Origin of the sequence: Rhizobium sp. 18055 (assembly GCF_902706285.1) — a bacterium.
Lineage (GTDB): Bacteria > Pseudomonadota > Alphaproteobacteria > Rhizobiales > Rhizobiaceae > Rhizobium.
This window is the reverse complement of record NZ_CACSKD010000001.1, coordinates 91,445-110,378: the sequence shown is the minus strand read 5'-3', so window position 1 is coordinate 110,378 and position 18,934 is coordinate 91,445. Positions and strand designations below refer to the sequence as shown.

Sequence of the window (18,934 nt, the reverse complement as noted above, 5' to 3'; positions counted from 1 at the left end):
TGGATGAGTAGCGCCGCCGGAAAACCCACGTGCACCGTGCTGCGTCGTTCAGTCGTTAGCCTTGACGGGCCTTGCGTGCGGCGTAGCGACGATCGCGCTCGGCCTTGCGTGCAGCTTCGTCGGCAATGACGCGTGCGACACGGTTGTCGACCTCTGCCTGGCGGGCTTCCGCCTCGGCTTTTTCACCAGCCTGAGCGGCTTCAGTGCGTGCCTGTGCCTCTGCCATCAGGCGTTCGTTTTCGACCTTCTTGGCCGTTTCGCGCTCGGCGCGACGCTCTGCTCGGGCGTTCGCAATGGCTTCGCGTGCTGCAAGCCGTTCCTGCATTTCGGGATCTGTTGGCTTCGGCGCGGATGCAAACTTTGACAGCAGTTCCTTCTTTGCCTTGGCAGCGGTGTTGCGGCGTTCGGAAAAGCCATTGTCGTTCGGGTGTCTCAACGTGTATTCCTTGTTCGATTGCAAACTAGATGCTGGCGCGATGCTTTGCGCCTATGACAAAAAGGGCCAGACACAGCCTGACCCTTTCAAAACCTCATGCTTCCATAGCAGCACATCAGTGGAGATGGAAGCCTTTGACTTAAGCGGCCTGCAGCTGACCTGCAGACATCTTGCCTGACTTGCGGTCCTGTTCGATCTCGAAGCCAAGCTTCTGGCCTTCAACGATCGAGCTCATTCCAGCGCGCTCGACAGCCGAGATGTGAACGAAAACGTCGGCGCTGCCGTCGTCAGGCTGAATGAAGCCGAAGCCCTTGGTGGCGTTGAACCATTTTACGGTGCCAGTGGTCATGATAAACCCTTTCATAGCATTTCTGATCACCACCGCGCGACGCACGGCGGGTATTTTTCGACTTTTGAAGGGGAAGTTCATCACGAAGCGCAAAGCGCAGCAAAAAACAAAATCGGCAAACAAAGTATCGATGGCCGTTTCCTATAGCTTGGCCCCTCGAATGTCAACTTTCTGTTTCGCGGCCACGACGGAATGCGATCTATGCGTGCATCCCAAATCGAGATGCCGATCCGCTCCCGCGACAGAAAGCTCTTCATCCAATCATGGTCGCAGCAATATTTTTCCGGTTCGCCCGCTCTCGCTGCTTGCCGCCGCCGCTTTGGCAATGTCCCGGATGTCGAAGATACCGCCGACCTGAAGCGTGACGGCGCCGGTGGCAACGAGCCCGACCAGCTCGGCGATCAGTTCTCCGGTCTCCTGCGGGGGCGTGGTGCGCAGCAGCTTGCTGAGCCAGAAGCCCTTGACGATGGCCTGCTTGAAGATCAGGTCGCCGGACGAGATCTGCATCGGTTTGCCCGACATGCCACCGAACGAAACCAGCATGCCTCCATCACCGACAAGCGACAGCAGCTCGCCCGAGGCCTCGCCGCCGACGCTGTCGATCACGCTGACAATCGGTTCCGCACCGACAATTGCTGCGATGTCGCTGCGCCAGCTGGCACTTGACGTGGCGACGGCGTTCTCGATGCCAAGCGCGCGAAGCTCCTCAACGGCTTCCGGGCGGCGAACAAGGTTGATGACCTTGATGCCGCGCTGCCGTGCAACCATCGCCATCACCTTGGCAACCGCGCCCGTGGCGGCGTTTTGCACGATCCACTGTCCGGACTTCGCTTCGATGAATTTCAGCAGGAACAGGGCACTTAATGGCATCCCGATCAGCTGCGCCGCCGTCTCGTCGGAAATACTGTCGGGGAGCGGGACCACGGAATGCGCTTCGGCGATGAAATACTCGGCCCATGCGCCATGCAGCCCTCCGGCCGACACTCTTTGGCCGATGCGAATGTCCTCGACGCCATCGCCTAGGAGGTCGATGGTGCCCACCGCTTCGCTGCCGCCGATTGCCGGGAGCTCCGGCTTGTAGCCATAGGTTCCGGCGACGGTGAGCAGATCATGATTGTGCATCGACGACAGGATCGTTTTCACCCTGACCTGCCCGGGGCCCGGTGTCGGAACAGGGCGTTCTTCCATCACCAATACGGTGGTCGGATCGCCAAAGCTCGAGTGAACTGCGCTGCGCATGCGTAGCCTCCTATGCTTTCAGTAGAGATGCAGATATGCGGCTGTTGCCGGTCACGTCATTTCGCCTGATCGATCGCGTCGCGCTTGCTGACCAGCAGTTCGTAGAGTTGCTGCTGTTCCTCGATACGACCATCGATGCGCTCTTCATCGGCAGCACCACTGACGGCGGCTGCCTGTTCGATCAACGTCCGAAGGTTTTCGCTGACCTCGGCAATGCGGGTCTCGAGCTCTGCGCGTGTAAGGTCTTCGGTCATCGGATGTTGCCCTTTCGTGGCTGCGGTTTATCGATACAGAGTGTCACAGCCGCACGCACGCGTATTGTACCTTAGGAGCGGACTTGGACGAACGGCTTTCGGTGGTATTTTCCCGAATGAAAGCCGGCTGGCCTCTCACGGAAGAGGCCAGCCGATCGCTGTGCGGTCTAGGGATCAATGCAGGCTCGGCATATCGGGTAGGGCCGAGAGCTCCCGGGCGGTCAACTCGCTCAGCGCCACCAGGATTTCCTTCCGGGTGAAGCCGTTTTCCTCGGCAAGGCCGATGATATCGGTAAATTCCTGATCGAGCGCGTCCCGGCAATCGGCAACGCGTTCGCCTGAGACCACCAAGGCGTCTTCAAGACTGATCATAATTATTGTTCCTTTCTGTGCGGGGGAGGCGAACTGCCATGGCCCCGCTGAATTTTTCAAAGCGTTGCTGCGCTCGTCACGCGTCATCGACCACATTCGTTTCAGGACGATCGCCGCCGCTGGCATGTTCGGTCTGCCACGAGCCATCGGCCACCTGATACTGGATTTCCGCATCACGGCCCTCCAGGTGCTGACGGCCGGCCACCAGCTTGGCGGCCGAAAGGGCTGCATCGTGGGTCGGGAAGGTTTCCGACCAGACATCGCCGAGGCGGTAGGCATAGCCGCCATCGTGCTGTCCTACATGGTAGGTTATTTGCATGAGCTTCTCCTGTCGGGTCTGCGCTTGTGGCGCGATGAATTGGTCGAACGACCTTGAGAGATAGGTGGTGCGCAACCGATCGCCGGTCAAGGTGTGTCCTCCCCATAGAAACGCGGAGGAGGGAGATAGGTTTCCCGGCTCAACCGGATAGCCCGCATCGGAGCCGCAGGGGCTTGTCTCCCGAGTGCCATGCGTGCGTTTTCGACGCGAATATCCAAACGTCAAAGAAAACGACAATAATGGCGCCAGCCGCACATCTAGGGTGTCCGCATCAACACGCGCTGCCGCAGCGCGCAGAAATCCGAGATGGAGCCTATCGTGACCCGTGAATTTTCCCTTCCGATCTCTCGCCGGCAGGCTCTGATCGCCGGCGCATCCGTTTCGCTTGTCATGGCCGCACCAGCCCTGGCAGCAGAGAAAAAGACCAAGACCGTCCAAACACCCAAAGGAGCAAGCCCCATGGCCGAAGCATTTGTAAAAACCAAAGATGGCGTCGAAATCTTCTACAAGGACTGGGGTCCCAAGGACGCACAGCCGATCGTCTTCCACCACGGCTGGCCGCTGTCGTCGGATGATTGGGACGCGCAGATGCTGTTCTTCCTGGCAAACGGCTACCGCGTCGTCGCCCATGACCGCCGCGGCCACGGACGCTCCGCTCAGGTGAGCGAAGGCCATGATATGGACCATTACGCCGCCGATGCGTCTGCTGTTGCTGAGCATCTGAACCTGCGCAACGCCGTGCATATCGGTCACTCGACCGGCGGCGGTGAAGTCGCCCGCTACGTTGCCCGTTATGGCCAGCCGCAGGGCCGGGTCGCCAAGGCGATCCTCGTCAGCGCCGTTCCGCCGCTGATGCTGAAGACCGCGAGCAACCCTGATGGCCTGCCGATGGCAGTGTTCGACGGCCTGCGCGCCGCACTTGCCGCCAATCGCGCCCAGTTCTTCATCGATCTCGCCGCAGGTCCGTTCTACGGCTTCAACCGGCCGGATGCGAAAGTCTCGCAGGGCATCATCGACAATTGGTGGCGTCAGGGCATGATGGGCAGCGCCAAGGCGCATTACGATGGCATCAAGGCCTTCTCCGAGACCGACCAGACCGAAGACCTGAAGGCGATCACCGTACCGACTCTGGTCACCCAGGGCGATGACGACCAGATCGTTCCCTTCAAGGATGCCGTTATGCTGCAGGCCAAGCTGCTGAAGAACAGCACGCTCAAGGTCTATGCCGGCTATCCGCATGGCATGCTGACCACCCATGCCGATGTGATCAACGCCGATCTGCTCGCCTTCATCAAGGCCTGATCTACAGGGCTGGAATAAGCACCAAATGAAGCACGGCGGGACGCAAGTCCCGCCGTGCTGTCGTTTCGGACATTAGTGTCCGACGCGCGAGAGAACGTCCGCTTTCAGGAAGCGCTCGACGATGAACATGAAGACCAGCGACGGGACCAGCAACAGCAGCGCCGTGATCGAGGCGACCTGATAGTTGCCGCCGGAGCCTGCCGTGTAAAGCAGCAGCGGCAGCATGTTGACATCGGGCGCGCCGACGAAATAGCTGCCGGTGAACTCATCGAGGCTTTCGAGAAACACGAAGATCGCGCTCGCCATCAGGCCGGGGGCCGCCAGCGGTAGGGTGATATCGAGGAAGGCGCGGAAAGCGCCGGCGCCCGATGAGCGCGCCGCCTGTTCGAGTTCGACGTCGATCGCCGAAAATGCGGCCGTTGCGATCCACACGGCGTAGACCAGACCATGCGAGACATGCACCAGCACCACGCCGGGGATCGTGCCGTTGAGGCCGATCTCGTAGAAGATGCGCGCGACATTGACGTAGACCGTCAGGTTCGGAAACGCCTGCGGGATCAGAAAGGCGAGCAGGATCAACCCGCGCAGGGGCAGCTTCAGCCGAGCCAGCGCGTATCCGGCCGGGATGGCGAGCAGCAGTGATACCGCGACTGTGAGGACGGCCACCACCAGCGAATTGCGCAGCGAATCCAGCGCGCCGCTGCGTGGGGCAAACACCTTGACCCAGGAGCTGAAGCCGTATTCCAGCGGAAAGCTGTGGGGGAAATACCATTTTTCGGCGACGGTCCACAGCAGCAGGTTGGCCAGTGGCCCGAAGATGAAGAAAGCCATCAAACCGAAGACGATGCCGCGCGGCACCCACCACAGGGCGGCGATAACGGATCGTGATTGCGAAGCCGAGCGGGTCATGCGCGTTCCTTGAGGCTTTGACGAAGATAGACCCAGGCAACCGACGAGGCGAGGGCGAGGGAGACCAGCCCGAGCGCATTGGCAACGCCGTAGTCGCCATAGGCGTTGACCCTGAAGGCGATGTCGGCCGTCAGCATGGTCGGCGACTGGGCGTTGATCATCAGCGGCACCGACAGCACCGACATCATCGTGACGAAGGACAGGATCAGACCGACGGTGAGGGTGACCGCCACCTGCGGCACGATGATCTCGAACAGCAGTCGCAGCTTCGATGCACCGAGATTGCGGGCGGCTTCAATCGTGTCGCGGTTGATCGAGGCCATGGCGCCGGCCACCAAGAGTGCCACGAAGGGCGTCTGCTTCCAGACGAAGGCGATGACGATGCCGCGCCAGTCGAGAAAGCTGACGGTGTCGAGCGGCGATATCAGGCCGAGGCTGACGGCGGTGTTGTTCATCATGCCGTTCTTCGACAGGAAGGTGCGCAGGATCTGGCCGACGACGATGAACGGAATGAACATTGGCCAGCGATAGAGCCAGCGCAGGATGGCGACCGCGACGGGATGCTCGCCGAGCGTCAGATAGCCGCCGATGGCAATCGATCCGATGCCGATCAGCACGGTCGACAGGCTGACGATGACGACGGTGAAGACGATGTCGTTTGTGTAGAGATCGAAGGTCTTGACGAAATTGCCGAAGCCGAAGGCGCCGCCTTCGACCTTGAAAGCCCCGACCGCCGACATGATCAGCGGCAGAATGAACAGCGCCGCGATCACCGCCAGGGCAGGCAGGACGAGCAGGAGACCGAGAAGGCGTTTGGACATGGTTCGACCTTGAGAGGCGAGGGTGGGTACTTCTCTTCTCCCCGGCGGGGAGAAGATGTCCGATAGGACAGATGAGGGGGTGAGCGACGATAGAAGCGAACGACCGCGCGCAAGCAAGGGCGATGCCGGTAATGCCCCCTCATCCCCGGCGCAACGAGTTGCACCTGCCCTTCGGGCCATCTTCTCCCCGCGGGGGAGAAGAAGACTATTCTGCTACTTCACAGACTTTTCGTAGGCTTCGAGGATCGCGGTGTTGTAAGGCGCGATCGGGAAGGGCTTGCCGTTGTTGGCGAGATCTTCCGGGGTGATATCGACGAACAGCTTGTTCCAGGTCGCCTCGTCGAGCTTCGGCTTGACGAAGTTGGCGTCGATGCCGGGATACCAGTTGAAACGCTTGACGATGCCTTCGGCCTGAACTTCCGGGCTGGTGGCGAGCGCGATGAACTTTTCGGCGAGCGCCTTGTGGCCGGACTTTTCAGGAACGACGTAGTGCATCGGCTGACCAGGCATGCCAGGGGCCGGCAGCACCAGCTTCATCTCAGGCGGCAACTGGCCATTGGCCTGCCACGAGTAGAACATATCGACCCAAACAGGGCCCATGGCGATTTCGCCACGGCTCAGGAGGTCGAGCGTGCCGGCATTGCCGGGTGTCAGCGTCGCGTTCTTGGTGAAGTCGGCAAGGCTCTTGAAGGCGCCGTCCCACTTCGTCGTCTCTTCCTGCTTGAATGGACCCGTCATCAGGTTGTTGGCATCGCCGGCGCCGAAGGCATAGACCCAGCCCATGACGAAGCTGACGCCCGATGCGCCGCCCTTGATGCCGTTATAGCCGAACTGCTTCGGGTGGGCCTTGGCCCATTCCGCCAGTTCCGCGTAGCTCTTCGGCGGGTTTGGAACGAGCGCCGGATTGTAGGCGATCGCCGTCTGGCTGTTGAACATCGGCATGACGTAGCCGCCGACATTCGAGCCGAGCGCGTTCTCGGCATTACTGCGGGTGACCAGCTTGCCGGTGGCGATGTCGTTGCGATACTTGTCGAGATAGCCCTTCTGGACCATCGGGCCGACGAACTTTTCGTGCACGACGGCAACGTCGACGTCCCAGGTCTTGCTGTCGGCAGCGGCCTGCGCGTCGAAACGCTCGAGGATCTTCTGCGAGCCGGAATCACCGGGGCCGGTGCCGACGGCACGAACGGTATCGCCCGGGTTGGCTTTTTCGAACAACGGGCCGAGATACTGGTTGATGTAATCAACCATGTTCTGGTCGCCGGCGGTGGCAACCGTCAGCTCTTCGGCCTTTACCGGGAGCGTCGCGAGAGCGATGGCGATTGCGGCATACGTCAGTCTCTGCATGGGGCTTCTCCTTGTTTTTAAAGATCAGGTTTTCAAAAGGTCAGGCTGTAAAAGTCAGGCGCGGACTTTCCCCGGTAGTGCCGGGGAAATGGCGTGTGCCGGCTGATGACCGGGCGAATTGAAGAGAAACAGTGCATCTGCCGCGACATGGACGCGCACGCGCTCGCCCGGCTCGAAGGCACGCGTTGCATCGGCCATGATCTCGCGATCACCGACACGAACGGCATGGCGCCAGTGGCCGCCGGGATAGCTGACCGCTGTGATCTGGCCATCGAGCGTCACGCCGGGGCTGACGACCGGGGTATCGACGCTTACAATCTGGGCGGCCTCCGGGCGGAAGCGGGCTTCGACGGCGCCGTGGCCAAGCGGACGCCCCATCAGCGGCACGCTGCCCGCGGCATTGACGGGGCCGGCCTCAATGACGAAGCTTTCACCCTGCGGCGCACCGACCAGCGACAGCACGTTCTCGGCACCCATGAAGGCGGCGACGAAGGCCGAGGCCGGGCGATTGTAGACTTCCTCAGGCGTGCCCTGCTGGGCAATCTGGCCGGCATTCAGAATGACGATCTTGTCGGCCATCACCATCGCCTCCTCGCGATCGTGGGTGACATGAACGGCGGTGATGCCGAGACGCTTCTGCAGTGCGCGCAGCTCGTGGCGGACGGTGAGGCGGATACGGGCATCGAGATTGGAAAGCGGCTCGTCGAGCAGCAGGATCTCGGGATCGACCGCCAGCGCACGCCCCAGCGCAACGCGCTGGCGCTGGCCGCCGGAGAGAGCCGCAGGCTTGCGCTCGCCAAGCCCATCAAGCCCGAGCAGGCTCTGCATTGCCGCAACGCGTGTTGCGATCTCGGCGCGCGGAACCCGCTTCAGCTTCAGACCGTAGCCGATGTTCTGCGCCACCGTCATGTGCGGCCAGAGCGCGTAGGATTGGAACACCAGCGCCATGCCGCGCTTGTCGGGCGGCAGATGCGTCACGTCGCGGTGGCGCACGCTCACCTTGCCCGATGTCGGCGCGATGAAGCCTGCCAGCACCCGCAGCAGCGTCGTCTTCCCGCAACCGGACGAGCCGAGCAGCGCCACGAACTCGCCGCGCGCTATGGTCAGATTTATATCGTTCAAAACCTGCGTCGTGCCGTAACGGCAAGCCACAGAATTTAGCTCCAGAAAAGAGCCGTCGTCCATTTGCAACTCCTGTTGCACGGGTGTGCAATTCGTTCAGGAGGTAACTAGAACGTTTACTTTACAGTTAGATGACAGCGTTTGCTGCGGAGCGATCAGATTGGTGGATAGCCCGGAATTCGTTGATGTCGATGTGAAACCGTCATCGGCAGTCGTTCGATCGGCTGAGAGGGGAAGAGGGCAGGCTGCATCGATGCTTCGGCAGCAATTGCGGCCTGGATCATCGACTGGATCATCGTCACGAGGAGCCGATGGTCCGGCTGATGACGCCGATATCGATCGCTTCTTTGGACAATGGACGATCGTGCTTCCGTTTCGCCTTTCGATGTGGCTTATTGGGTTCGGTTGACGGCGCACCTTCATGCGCTTCGGCCGCCGCTGGGAGGAGGGATAACCGCTTTATGCTTGCGCGCAGCGCAGGCGGAGAGCTCTTCAATAAGGTCGCGTCATATGCGACCCTCCCATGCAGAGACGAACGCGTGCAACATTCTACAGGTTTCGACCAGCATCCGGCAGCCGTGCCGCAGCGTCGCCGGCTGGCTATCTTCCAAGGCGTGATCGCCGCCCTCACATTCAGCCTGCTTTTGGCCGGGACCAACGCCACGACGCCGCTTCTGCCCGTCTACCGGCAGTTGCTCGGTTTTACCCCGGTGACGATGTCGCTGACCTTCGTCTGTTACGTCAGCGTTCAGGTGGTCTTCCTTGCAATCCTGTCGCGTCCATCCGTCGTCCGCTGGTCTCCCGTCCTGTTGTGCCTTGCGGTTCTTGCGGCCATTCTGTCCGACCTCAGCCTGGCAAGGGGATCTGAGGAAAGCATCCTGTTCGGCAGAGCTCTGGCAGGGGTCGCCGTCGGCCTGGGAACCGGGCCCGCAGCGGCGCTGGTGGTGGCAGCGTTCGGCGCCAGCGGACGCTCGCTATCGGCAACCGGCAATCTTGTCGGCGCGGTCGTCGGCACCGTCTTTTCCCAGCTATCCGTCGCCCTTCTGGAACAGCGGGTCGCCATAAGCTGGACATTCGAGGCGCATGCCTCTGTCTGCATGCTAATCCTCCTGACGCTGCTCATCACTTTCGCGATGATGCGAAAGGCCAATCGCAAGGCATTCGGCGATGTGTCGCTGAAGGCGGGCAAGGTTCGAACCGCCCTTGCTGCCAACCTGTTCCCGATCTTCATCGGTTCGCTCGCTTGGATCGCAATCAGCCTTGCCATCACCTTCTTCCCGAGCTTCCTGGAAGAGCGGGGGATGCAGGGTGTGAAGGCAGCGGGGATGATCGTGCTGCTGATCTGCTGCGCGGCGAGCCAGCTCGGCAGCAAACGCATCGCCAGATCTGCACCGTTCCTCAGCGGCGTCGATGCGATGGCGCTCGGGCTGTTGCTGATCCTCGGCAGCGCACTCGCGAGAAGCGAGATTATCGGCATCGCCGGCTTCGGCGTTCTCGGTGCCGGGATCGGGATTGCCTACAGGCTGGCACTGGTGATCCTGACAAAGGGTGCGTCTCCAAAAGACCACGGCGCGCTGTCATCGACCTATGCTGCGATCACCTATGCAGTTGCCGCAGCCACCGTCATTCTGGTCGGCGCTGCCGGCAATATCTTCGGACTGGTCAACGTGGTGCTGGCCGTCCTGATCATCCTGGTGATCTCATGCGGCGCATTGCTGATAAAGGCGCCACGCCTGGCAGACGAGAATAGGCTGTGAACGCGTAGCATAACCCGGGAGCGTTGGGTTTCAGGGACAGAGCTGTTCCATAACGTATGTTATGCGATAAAACGGTGTAGCCGGGGCAGATTCCATTTTCAAATGCAACGTGGTCAATATGTGCCATGTTTACAGGAGGATGGAATGGCACGCTCTTTTGTACAGTTGAGTCTGGATGAACGTCGCATCATAGCGCGGATGCATGAGAAGAAGATCAGCCAGGCGGAAATAGCACGTACCCTTCGCCGGGACCGATCGACGATCTGCCGTGAGCTCAGGCGCAACTTCTGGCATGATCGTGAGCTTCCGATCGCTGAGGGCTATTGGCATGTGACAGCGCACCAGATGGCTGAAGGCCGGCGACGGCGCTACCGCAAGCTTTTGCGCGATCCTCTGCTTTGCTCCGCTGTGATCGACCGGTTGAAGGAAGGATGGTCTCCGGAGCAGATTTCAGGGCGTCTGAGGGTCGATGGCGGATCATCTGCAAGACTGAGCCATGAGACGATCTATCAATATGTCTATTCGGCCGAAGGCCAGAGCCAGGAACTCGGACGTCACCTGCCGGCGCGACGCCGCAAGCGTCGACCGCGATACGCGCGCAAACCCAGAAGTCTTGTGTTTCCAATAGAATGCGCCATCCGTAATCGACCTGAATCCGTTAATTCCCGCAGTGAGTTCGGGCATTGGGAAGCGGATTTGATGATTTTCAGGAAAGAACATGGAGCTGCCAATGTCGCCACGGTTGTCGAGCGCAAAAGCCGCTATACCGTGCTTTTTCGCAATAACGACCGGCGTTCAAAGCCGATTATGAACCAGCTGATCGGTCATCTGGGACCCCTGCCCGTGGCGGCCCGGCAAAGCTTGACATTCGACCGAGGCCTGGAATTTGTGTCGTGGCGTGAGCTTGAAACAGGCATGGGAACGTCGTCCTGGTTCTGTGACCCGCAGGCGCCGTGGCAAAAAGGCACTGTCGAAAATACCAACAAACGCGTCCGACGCTACCTGCCGCCGGAGACTGTCGTTCTGGATGTGAGCAACCAGGATATCCGTTCGTTATGCGAACGCCTGAATGCGACGCCACGCAAATGCTTGGGGTTTCAAACGCCAACGGAGGTTTTCAGCCAGCACCTATTGGCTTTGGGACGGCAATGAATGTAGTTTTCTCGGAAACGTTGCGTTCGATCTGGAATCAGCACCGCAAAGTTAAAGTGTCCTGTTTCTGCAAAGTTAGAGTGTCACACTCCCCGCGTTTGATAACGCGGAGACGAGCAGATGGGATTGATTGCGATGAGCGAGCGCGATTTGCAGCGGATCGAGGTTTTGTCGAAAGTAGCGGCTGGCCGCATGACGATGGTGTCGGCGGCGCATGTGCTCGACGTCAGCACGCGCCAGGTCCATCGGCTGCTGCAGGCCTATGACCGTGATGGCCCGTCCGGCCTCGTTTCGAAGAAGCGATCCGTCCTAGATGCATACCGCGACACGGTCACTCACCCGTCCGACAACCGCAGCATTTCGATGATCGCCGAGAAATCGCGGCTGCCGTTTCCCTGCTTTTCGAACAGCGCAAACAGCCGTGCTGCTTCGGCGCCAAGCGGTGTCGAGGCGCCGGTCGCAAGTGCCGCCTCCTGGGACAGGCGCAAATCCTTCAGCATTAGGGCTGCGGCGAAGCCTGGCTTGTAGTCATTGTTGGCCGGCGATGTCGGCACCGGGCCGGGAACCGGGCAATAGGTGCTGATCGACCAGCACTGGCCCGATGAGGTGGAGGCGACATCGAAGAGTGCCTGATGCGAGAGGCCAAGCTTTTCGCCGAGTGCAAAGGCCTCGCAGACACCGATCATCGATATGCCGAGGATCATGTTGTTGCAGATCTTGGCCGCCTGCCCGGCACCCGCCTCGCCACAATGGACGATTTTCCTGCCCATCGCCTCGAGCATCGGCTTCGCCTTGGCAAAGCTCTCGCCGGAGCCGCCGACCATGAACGTCAACGTGCCGGCTGCGGCTCCGCTCGTGCCACCGGAGACCGGTGCGTCGAGCGACAGGCACCCCGCAGCCGCAGCCATCTCATGCGCCTTGCGCGCACTTTCCACGTCGATCGTCGAGCAATCGATGACTAGCGCTCCCGCAGGGATCGCGCGGAAAATATCGGTCCAGGCGGTCAGCACATGCCTGCCCTGCGGCAGCATGGTGACGATGACCTCTGCATCGGCGACGGCCTGGCTGATATGGTTCGCCGGCTTGACGCCGGTCGCTTCCGCGGTCTGCAGCATCGGCGCGGCGAGATCGAAACCGGTGACATCGTGCCCCGCCTTGACGAGGTTGGCGGCCATCGGCCCGCCCATGTTGCCGAGGCCGATGAATGCGATCCTTGCCATGTCACTGTCCTATCTGTTGTCCGCCAGGATCATCGATGCAGCCTTTTCGGCGATCATGATCGTCGGTGAATTTGTATTGCCTGAGGTGATGGTCGGCATCACCGAGGCATCGGCGATCCGGAGCCTTGCCAGTGCCCGCAATTTCAGCCGTGGATCGACAACGCTTTCCAGGTCCGACCCCATGCGGCAGGTGCCGACGGGGTGAAAGATTGTTGTGCCGATATCTCCGGCAACCCGCGCCAGATCGGCATCGGAGCTGTAGCTCCCGCCCGGCTTGAACTCCTCGGGCTGGAATCGGGCGAAGGACGGCTGGGCCACGATTTCGCGGGTCAGGCGGATCGACCGAACGGCCGTGTCACGATCGCGCTCTGTCGACAGGTATCGTGGGCTGATCGCCGGCTGGGCGGCGAAATCGGGGCTTGCCAGGTGCACCGATCCGCGGCTTTCCGGCCTGAGATTGCAGACGCTGGCGGTGATCGCCGGGAACGAATGCACGGGCTCGCCGAACCGTTCGAGCGAGACCGGCTGGACGTGATATTGAAGATCCGGCGTTTCCCTGTCGGGGCTGGAGCGGGTGAAGATGCCGAGCTGGCTCGGCGCCATCGCCATCGGCCCCGATCGACGGATGAGATATTCGAGGCCGATCGCCGCCTTGCCGAACAGCTTCGTCGCCTTCTCGTTGAGGGTCGGGACACCGGTGACCTTGTAGGCGAGCCGGAGTTGCAGATGGTCCTGCAGATTTTCGCCGACGCCCCTGACCTCGCTCGCCACCTCGACACCCGCCTCTTGCAACACCTCGCCGCGGCCGATGCCGGATAGCTCAAGGATATGCGGCGAGCCGATGGCGCCAGCGGAAAGGATCGTTTCCCTTCGTGCATGGGCCTGCTTGACCACGCCTGCGTGCTGGAACTCGACGCCGGTGACAGCGCCCTCCTCGATCAGCAGCCGCCGCACCTGCGCCTTCACCAGCACGGTCAGATTGGCACGCTTCATAGCCGGGCGCAGAAAGGCCTTGGCCGCGCTCCAGCGGACACCTGACCGCTGGTTGACGTCGAAATAGCCTGAGCCCTCGTTGCTGCCGGTATTGAAATCGGCCGTTTCCGGAATGCCGGCCTCTCTGGCTGCGGCCTGAAACGCATCGAGCACGGCCCAGCGCACGCGGGCTTTTTCCACCCGCCATTCGCCGCCGGCGCCATGCATATCCGTCTCGCCGCGATAGTGATCTTCCGATTGGCGGAAGAACGGCAGAACATCGTCCCAGCTCCAGCCGGTGCAGCCCATCTGCCGCCACAGATCGTAATCCCGCGCCTGGCCGCGCATGTAGATCATGCCGTTGATCGACGAGCTTCCACCCAGCACCTTGCCACGCGGATAGCTCAGCGCCCGGCCGTTCAGCCCCTCTTCGGCCGCTGTCGTAAAACACCAGTCGGTGCGCGGGTTGTTGATGCAGTAGAGATAGCCCACCGGAATGTGGATCCAGTGATAATTGTCGTTGCCGCCAGCCTCCAGCAGCAGAACCCTGGTGTTGCGATCCTCAGACAGCCGATTGGCGAGCACGCAGCCCGCGCTGCCGGCGCCGATGATGATGTAGTCGTAGCGGTCCATGTCATGCCATCCGGCCGCAGATCAGCGGCGGTAAGTGAAGCCAAGCCTGCGGCCGATGCGCGACGCGTAGAATTCGCCGATGATGCCACGGCGAAAGATCAGCACGCAGGCCATGAACACCACGCCGGTGACGATGGTGACCGGGAATTCCGAGGTTGCGAGGTAGTTCTCCAGCGTGACGATCAGCCCGGCGCCGAACAGCGGGCCGATCAGGGTGCCGATCCCGCCGAGCAAGGTCATCAGGATCACCTCGCCCGACATCTGCCAGGCGACATCCGTCAGCGTGGCGAACTGGAAGACGATCGCCTTCACCGCACCGGCGAGCCCGGCAAGGGCAGCCGACATCACGAAGGCGCCGAGCTTGTAGCGGGCGACGGAATAGCCGAGCGAAATGGCGCGCTGCTCGTTCTCGCGGATCGATTTCAGGATCATGCCGAACGGCGAATTGATGAACCGCCAGATGATCAGCACGCCGATTACGAAGACCGCCAGCACGAAATAATACATGTTGGTCGAGCTGTTCAGGTCGATGACGCCGAACAGATGGCCACGCGGCACCGACTGGATACCGTCCTCGCCGTGGGTGAAGCTGGCCTGCAGGCAAAAGAAGAAGAACATCTGCGACAATGCCAGCGTCACCATGGCGAAATAGATGCCCTGCCGACGGATGGCGAAGAAGCCCATGACAAGGCCGAGCAATGCCGCGCCGGCAACACCGACGAGAATGCCGAGCTCCGGCGACAGGCCCCATTCCTTGACCGCATGGGCGGTGAAATAGGCAGCGCCACCGAAGAAGGTGGCATGGCCAAAGGACAGCAGGCCGGTATAGCCGAGCAGCAGGTTGAAGGCGCAGGCAAACAGCGCAAAGCACAGCAGCTTCATCAGGAAGATCGGGTAGAAGAAGAACGGCGCCAGCAGCAACAGCAGCAGGCCGATCGCGAGGAATCCCGCCTGCACCGATATCGCCGTGCGGCTCTTTTCCGTGCGGATGGTTTCGGTGATCTCGGTCATCTCACGCATCCCGCCCGAAGAGGCCCGCGGGCCGGATGAGAAGCACGAACGCCATGATCACGAAGATCACGATGTTCGAGGCCTCGGGATAGAAGACCTTGGTCAGGCCTTCAGCGATACCAAGCACATAACCGGTGACGATCGCACCGAGGATCGATCCCATGCCGCCGACGACGACGACGGCGAAGACGACAATGATCATGTTCGAGCCCATCAGCGGCGAGACCTGATAGATCGGAGCGGCCAGGACGCCCGCGAAGGCGGCAAGTCCGGCGCCAAGCGCATAGGTCAGCGTCAGCAGCACCGGCACGTTGACGCCAAAAGCCTGGACCAGTGTCGCGTTTTCGGTCGCCGCCCTGAGGTAGGCGCCAAGCTTGGTCTTTTCGATCAGCAGCCAGGTTCCCAAGCAGACCACCAGCGACATCACCACGACCCAGCCACGGTAGATCGGCAGAAACATGAAGCCGAGATTGACGGCGCCCGAAAGCGCTGCCGGCTGGGCGTAGGGCTGGCCCGACGATCCGTAGAGATAGCGAAACGTCCCCTCGACGGTGAGCGCCATGCCGAAGGTGAAGAGCAGCCCATAGAGCGGATCGAGATCATAGAGCCGCCGCAGGAACAGGCGCTCGACAATTGCCCCCAGCAACCCGACGATGACAGGCGCAAGGATCAGTGACGGCCAGTAGCCGATGCCGAGAGTGGCAAGCAGCAGGTAGGCGACGAAGGCGCCGAGCATATATTGGGCGCCGTGGGCAAAGTTGATGACCCGCAGCAGACCGAAGATGATGGCGAGGCCGAGGCTGAGCAGCGCGTAGAAGGAACCGTTGATCAGGCCGATCAGCAACTGGCCCATGAATGCCTGCAGAGGGATCCCGAATATCATTGTCATCGGATCACACTCCCAGCACCTTGTGCAGCGTATCCATCCGCTGCGGCAGTTCATTGACCGGAAACTCAGAGACCATCTGGCCATGATCCATCAGGTAGAAGCGATCGGCGATGCGGCTGGCGAAGCGGAAATTCTGCTCGACCAGAAGGATCGTCATGCCGCGCTGCTTGAGCGCTTTCAGCACCTCGCCGATCCGCTGGACGATGACAGGCGCGAGGCCTTCGGTCGGCTCGTCGAGCAACAGCATGCGAACGCCGGTGCGCAGGATGCGGGCAATCGCCAGCATCTGCTGCTCGCCACCCGACAGTTTGGTGCCGGAACTGTTGCGCCTCTCGTAAAGGTTCGGAAACAGCTCGTAGATCTCGTCAACCGTCATACCGCCGGCGGCCACCACAGGCGGCAGCGTCAGGTTCTCGGAGACGGTCAGCGTCGAAAAGATGCCGCGTTCCTCCGGCACGAACCCGATGCCCCGGTGCGCGGTCCTGTGCAGTGGCACCTGCATCATGTCGGTGCCACCGAAGCTGATCTTGCCCTTGCGGGAGCGGATGATGCCGGTGATGGTCCTGAGCGTCGTCGACTTGCCGACGCCGTTGCGCCCGAGGATGGTAATCGTCTCGCCTTCGCCGACACGCATGTCGACACCATGCAGCACGTGGCTTTCGCCATACCAGGCATTCAGGCCCTGAACCTCCAGAAGTGTGCCCATCAGCCCTCCTCCGTGCCCATATAGGCCTGCCGGACCCGTGGATCGGCGCTGACCGTGGCGTAATCGCCCTCCGCCAGGATCTCGCCGCGCTGCAGCACCGTCACCTGCTGGCAGATGTCGGCGACCACGGACAAATTATGCTCAACCATCAGCACGGCGCGATCGCGGGCGACGTCGCGGATGATCGCCGAGACGACGCTGACATCCTCCTGCCCCATCCCGGCCATCGGCTCGTCGAGCAGCAGCACCTTCGGATCGAGCGCCAGCGTCGTGGCGATCTCAAGCACACGTTTGCGGCCATAGGAGAGATCGGCGGCGATGGCATCCCGCTCCTTCGAGAGGCCGACCTTGGCCAGCAACTGCTCGGCACGGTCGTTCAGTCGATCAAGCGCCGACATCGGCCGCCAGAATTGCGTCGAGAGATTGTTGGGACGCTGCAACGCCACCCTGACGTTGTCGAGGACGCTCAGGTGCGGAAACACCGCCGAGATCTGGAATGACCGCACCAACCCCATCCGCGCCACCTTGTCGGGTGGCGTCCGGGTGATGTCGGTGTCCATCAGCATGATCTTGCCTGATGTCGGCTGCAGGAACTTGGTCAGAAGGTTGAACACCGTGGTCTTGCCGGCGCCGTTCGGACCGATCAGCGCATGAACGCAGGCATCATGCACATCGAGATCGACATTCTTGACGGCCGTGAAGCCGCCGAAGTCGCGCCGCAGACCGCGGGCGGACAGAACCACCCGCGGTTTCACCAGATGCAGTTGTGCGGAACCCGCCATGGCCGGTTACTTCACCAGATCGCAGCCGCTCTTGGCGGGGTCGATATAGGCCTCCTTGCCGGGAATGGTGGCAAGCACGGTGTAATAGTCCCACGGCTCCTTGCTCTCGTCAGGCTTCTTCACCTGCAGCAGGTACATGTCGTGGATCATGCTGCCATTGGCGCCGACGGTGCCGCCGCGACCGAAGAAGTCATCGACAGGCATTTCGTGCAGCGCCTTGGCGACCGCATCGGAATCATCCGTGCCGGCTTTCTGTACCGCCTTCAGATACTGGGTGACGGCGGAATAGGTGCCGGCATGGATCATGTTGGGCATCTTGCCGGTGCGGGCGAAGAACTTCTTGCCGAACTCGCGGCTCTTGTCGTCGAGGTTCCAGTAGTAGCCTTCCGTCAGCGTCAGCCCCTGCGCCGCCTCAAGGCCAAGACCGTGGACTTCCGCAAGCGTGAACAGCAGTGCCGCCAGTCGCTGGCCACCCTGGACGATCCCGAATTCCGCCGCCTGCTTGATGGCGTTGGCGGTGTCGAGCCCGGCATTGGCAAGGCCGATGACCTTGGCGCCGGAAGACTGCGCCTGCAGCAGGAATGATGAGAAATCCTGTGTGGACAGGGGATGGCGCACCGAACCGACGATCTTGCCGCCATTGGCCTTCACATAGTCGCTGGTCTGCTGCTCCAGCGAATAGCCAAAGGCGTAGTCGGCGGTCAGGAAGAACCAGCTGTCGCCGCCCTGCTTGACCATCGCGCCACCGGTGCCGACGGCAAGTGCATGCGTGTCATAGGCCCAGTGGAAGCCGTAGGGCGTGCAGGCCTTGCCGGTCAGGTCGGTGGTCGCCGCGCCTGTGTTGATGGTGATCTTCTTCTTGTCCTTCGACAGTGCCTGGACTGCGAGACCGACCGAAGAGGTAGTCAGCTCCATGATCGTATCGACCTGCTCGGTGTCATACCACTGGCGGGCGATGTTGGAGGCGATATCAGGCTTGTTCTGGTGGTCGGCATCGACGATCTCGATCGGAACATCCAGCACCTTGCCGCCGAAATCCTCGATCGCCATCTTGGCTGCTTCGACCGATGACTTGCCGCCGAAATCGGCATAGACGCCCGACTGGTCGTTCAGAATGCCGATCTTCACCTTGCCGTCGGACGCACCGGCGGCGAGTGCGGCGGTGCTGCTTGCGAGCAACAGTGCCAGTGACGCAATGAGATTCTTTCGCATATGTCTCTCCTCCCAGAGATTGGCCAGTCACAGAGATTGGCCAGACTGCGCATCTGTTCAAAATTGGCCAACCGCCCTCCTCAAAGCGACCGACACACCCTACGATCAAGGAATTGAAGCCGTGAAGCAA

At 61.3% G+C, this 18,934-nt stretch carries 20 protein-coding genes and 1 pseudogene; 4 read left to right on the top strand and 17 right to left on the bottom strand.

The features are described from left to right. Positions 1-55: 55 nt before the first annotated feature. From GVL52_RS00545 to GVL52_RS00520, 6 genes are all read right to left on the bottom strand, one after another. Positions 56-436: a DUF6481 family protein gene (locus GVL52_RS00545; protein ID WP_160003307.1), complete on the bottom strand. Its 381-nt coding sequence runs from the start codon at positions 434-436 to the stop codon at positions 56-58. A gap of 139 nt (positions 437-575) precedes the next feature. After that, entirely contained in the window at positions 576-785 is a 210-nt protein-coding gene (locus GVL52_RS00540) for a cold-shock protein (RefSeq protein ID WP_160003306.1), read from the bottom strand. A gap of 261 nt (positions 786-1,046) precedes the next feature. After that, positions 1,047-2,024, bottom strand: coding sequence for a zinc-binding dehydrogenase (locus GVL52_RS00535; protein ID WP_160003305.1), 978 nt, complete (start codon positions 2,022-2,024; stop codon positions 1,047-1,049). Between the two features lie 56 nt (positions 2,025-2,080). Next, positions 2,081-2,278 (bottom strand): hypothetical protein, encoded by a 198-nt coding sequence (locus GVL52_RS00530; RefSeq protein ID WP_160003304.1) that lies wholly within the window; start codon positions 2,276-2,278, stop codon positions 2,081-2,083. A gap of 174 nt (positions 2,279-2,452) precedes the next feature. Next, positions 2,453-2,650, bottom strand: a complete 198-nt coding sequence (locus GVL52_RS00525; RefSeq protein WP_160003303.1) for a hypothetical protein — start codon at positions 2,648-2,650, stop codon at positions 2,453-2,455. A 76-nt stretch (positions 2,651-2,726) separates the two neighbouring features. After that, positions 2,727-2,969 carry a DUF2188 domain-containing protein gene (locus GVL52_RS00520; RefSeq protein WP_160003302.1) on the bottom strand — a complete coding sequence of 81 codons (243 nt, stop codon included), beginning with the start codon at positions 2,967-2,969 and terminating at the stop codon, positions 2,727-2,729. Between the two features lie 306 nt (positions 2,970-3,275). On the opposite strand from GVL52_RS00520, the gene GVL52_RS00515 reads away from it, so the two are divergent. Then, positions 3,276-4,271, top strand: a complete 996-nt coding sequence (locus tag GVL52_RS00515) for an alpha/beta fold hydrolase (RefSeq protein WP_160003301.1) — start codon at positions 3,276-3,278, stop codon at positions 4,269-4,271. 72 nt (positions 4,272-4,343) lie between these two features. On the opposite strand, the gene GVL52_RS00510 is transcribed toward GVL52_RS00515, so the two are convergent. The 4 genes from GVL52_RS00510 to GVL52_RS00495 form a co-directional block, all read right to left on the bottom strand. Further along, positions 4,344-5,180, bottom strand: a complete 837-nt coding sequence (locus GVL52_RS00510) for an ABC transporter permease (RefSeq protein ID WP_160003300.1) — start codon at positions 5,178-5,180, stop codon at positions 4,344-4,346. Further along, positions 5,177-6,001 (bottom strand): ABC transporter permease, encoded by an 825-nt coding sequence (locus tag GVL52_RS00505; protein ID WP_160003299.1) that lies wholly within the window; start codon positions 5,999-6,001, stop codon positions 5,177-5,179. The genes GVL52_RS00510 and GVL52_RS00505 overlap by 4 nt, the downstream gene beginning before the upstream one ends. Positions 6,002-6,214: 213 nt before the next feature. Continuing rightward, positions 6,215-7,348, bottom strand: coding sequence for an extracellular solute-binding protein (locus GVL52_RS00500; protein WP_160003298.1), 1,134 nt, complete (start codon positions 7,346-7,348; stop codon positions 6,215-6,217). A gap of 54 nt (positions 7,349-7,402) precedes the next feature. After that, positions 7,403-8,533 (bottom strand): ABC transporter ATP-binding protein, encoded by a 1,131-nt coding sequence (locus GVL52_RS00495; RefSeq protein WP_160003297.1) that lies wholly within the window; start codon positions 8,531-8,533, stop codon positions 7,403-7,405. A gap of 476 nt (positions 8,534-9,009) precedes the next feature. Here GVL52_RS00495 and GVL52_RS00490 point away from each other — a divergent pair, with 476 nt between their 5' ends. The 3 genes and pseudogenes from GVL52_RS00490 to GVL52_RS00480 form a co-directional block, all read left to right on the top strand. Further along, complete coding sequence (locus GVL52_RS00490) at positions 9,010-10,227, top strand: MFS transporter (protein WP_160003296.1); 1,218 nt, start codon at positions 9,010-9,012, stop codon at positions 10,225-10,227. Between the two features lie 144 nt (positions 10,228-10,371). Further along, the gene (locus GVL52_RS00485; protein ID WP_160003295.1) at positions 10,372-11,379 is read left to right on the top strand and encodes an IS30 family transposase; all 1,008 of its coding nucleotides are present in this window, start codon (positions 10,372-10,374) and stop codon (positions 11,377-11,379) included. A 120-nt stretch (positions 11,380-11,499) separates the two neighbouring features. After that, positions 11,500-11,685, top strand: a pseudogene (locus tag GVL52_RS00480) (helix-turn-helix domain-containing protein); the annotation flags it as partial. Between the two features lie 29 nt (positions 11,686-11,714). On the opposite strand, the gene mmsB reads toward GVL52_RS00480, so the two are convergent. The 7 genes from mmsB to GVL52_RS00445 are packed head-to-tail and all read right to left on the bottom strand — an operon-like array spanning position 11,715 to position 18,804. Beyond that, entirely contained in the window at positions 11,715-12,599 is an 885-nt protein-coding gene (gene mmsB / locus GVL52_RS00475; RefSeq protein WP_160003294.1) for a 3-hydroxyisobutyrate dehydrogenase, read from the bottom strand. A gap of 9 nt (positions 12,600-12,608) precedes the next feature. Next, positions 12,609-14,204 carry a GMC family oxidoreductase gene (locus GVL52_RS00470; RefSeq protein WP_160003293.1) on the bottom strand — a complete coding sequence of 532 codons (1,596 nt, stop codon included), beginning with the start codon at positions 14,202-14,204 and terminating at the stop codon, positions 12,609-12,611. 21 nt (positions 14,205-14,225) lie between these two features. Further along, complete coding sequence (locus tag GVL52_RS00465) at positions 14,226-15,215, bottom strand: branched-chain amino acid ABC transporter permease (protein WP_160003292.1); 990 nt, start codon at positions 15,213-15,215, stop codon at positions 14,226-14,228. Position 15,216: 1 nt separating this feature from the next. Next, complete coding sequence (locus GVL52_RS00460; protein ID WP_160003291.1) at positions 15,217-16,104, bottom strand: branched-chain amino acid ABC transporter permease; 888 nt, start codon at positions 16,102-16,104, stop codon at positions 15,217-15,219. A gap of 4 nt (positions 16,105-16,108) precedes the next feature. Continuing rightward, positions 16,109-16,810, bottom strand: coding sequence for an ABC transporter ATP-binding protein (locus tag GVL52_RS00455; RefSeq protein ID WP_160003290.1), 702 nt, complete (start codon positions 16,808-16,810; stop codon positions 16,109-16,111). Continuing rightward, entirely contained in the window at positions 16,810-17,592 is a 783-nt protein-coding gene (locus tag GVL52_RS00450) for an ABC transporter ATP-binding protein (RefSeq protein ID WP_160003289.1), read from the bottom strand. Before GVL52_RS00450 ends, GVL52_RS00455 begins: the two co-directional genes overlap by 1 nt. Positions 17,593-17,598: 6 nt before the next feature. After that, positions 17,599-18,804 (bottom strand): ABC transporter substrate-binding protein, encoded by a 1,206-nt coding sequence (locus GVL52_RS00445; protein ID WP_160003288.1) that lies wholly within the window; start codon positions 18,802-18,804, stop codon positions 17,599-17,601. Positions 18,805-18,934 lie beyond the last annotated feature (130 nt).

Bases quoted from the DNA above. Each gene is read 5' to 3' on its own strand.
- GVL52_RS00450 (WP_160003289.1), bottom strand. From the start codon at position 17,592: ATGGCGGGTTCCGCACAACTGCATCTGGTGAAACCGCGGGTGGTTCTG.
- GVL52_RS00525 (WP_160003303.1), bottom strand. From the start codon at position 2,650: ATGATCAGTCTTGAAGACGCCTTGGTGGTCTCAGGCGAACGCGTTGCC.
- GVL52_RS00510 (WP_160003300.1), bottom strand. From the start codon at position 5,180: ATGACCCGCTCGGCTTCGCAATCACGATCCGTTATCGCCGCCCTGTGG.
- GVL52_RS00465 (WP_160003292.1), bottom strand. From the start codon at position 15,215: ATGACCGAGATCACCGAAACCATCCGCACGGAAAAGAGCCGCACGGCG.
- GVL52_RS00535 (WP_160003305.1), bottom strand. From the start codon at position 2,024: ATGCGCAGCGCAGTTCACTCGAGCTTTGGCGATCCGACCACCGTATTG.
- GVL52_RS00460 (WP_160003291.1), bottom strand. From the start codon at position 16,104: ATGACAATGATATTCGGGATCCCTCTGCAGGCATTCATGGGCCAGTTG.
- GVL52_RS00455 (WP_160003290.1), bottom strand. From the start codon at position 16,810: ATGGGCACACTTCTGGAGGTTCAGGGCCTGAATGCCTGGTATGGCGAA.
- GVL52_RS00520 (WP_160003302.1), bottom strand. From the start codon at position 2,969: ATGCAAATAACCTACCATGTAGGACAGCACGATGGCGGCTATGCCTAC.
- mmsB (WP_160003294.1), bottom strand. From the start codon at position 12,599: ATGGCAAGGATCGCATTCATCGGCCTCGGCAACATGGGCGGGCCGATG.
- GVL52_RS00505 (WP_160003299.1), bottom strand. From the start codon at position 6,001: ATGTCCAAACGCCTTCTCGGTCTCCTGCTCGTCCTGCCTGCCCTGGCG.
- GVL52_RS00515 (WP_160003301.1), top strand. From the start codon at position 3,276: ATGGAGCCTATCGTGACCCGTGAATTTTCCCTTCCGATCTCTCGCCGG.
- GVL52_RS00445 (WP_160003288.1), bottom strand. From the start codon at position 18,804: ATGCGAAAGAATCTCATTGCGTCACTGGCACTGTTGCTCGCAAGCAGC.
- GVL52_RS00540 (WP_160003306.1), bottom strand. From the start codon at position 785: ATGACCACTGGCACCGTAAAATGGTTCAACGCCACCAAGGGCTTCGGC.
- GVL52_RS00495 (WP_160003297.1), bottom strand. From the start codon at position 8,533: ATGGACGACGGCTCTTTTCTGGAGCTAAATTCTGTGGCTTGCCGTTAC.
- GVL52_RS00485 (WP_160003295.1), top strand. From the start codon at position 10,372: ATGGCACGCTCTTTTGTACAGTTGAGTCTGGATGAACGTCGCATCATA.
- GVL52_RS00500 (WP_160003298.1), bottom strand. From the start codon at position 7,348: ATGCAGAGACTGACGTATGCCGCAATCGCCATCGCTCTCGCGACGCTC.
- GVL52_RS00470 (WP_160003293.1), bottom strand. From the start codon at position 14,204: ATGGACCGCTACGACTACATCATCATCGGCGCCGGCAGCGCGGGCTGC.
- GVL52_RS00530 (WP_160003304.1), bottom strand. From the start codon at position 2,278: ATGACCGAAGACCTTACACGCGCAGAGCTCGAGACCCGCATTGCCGAG.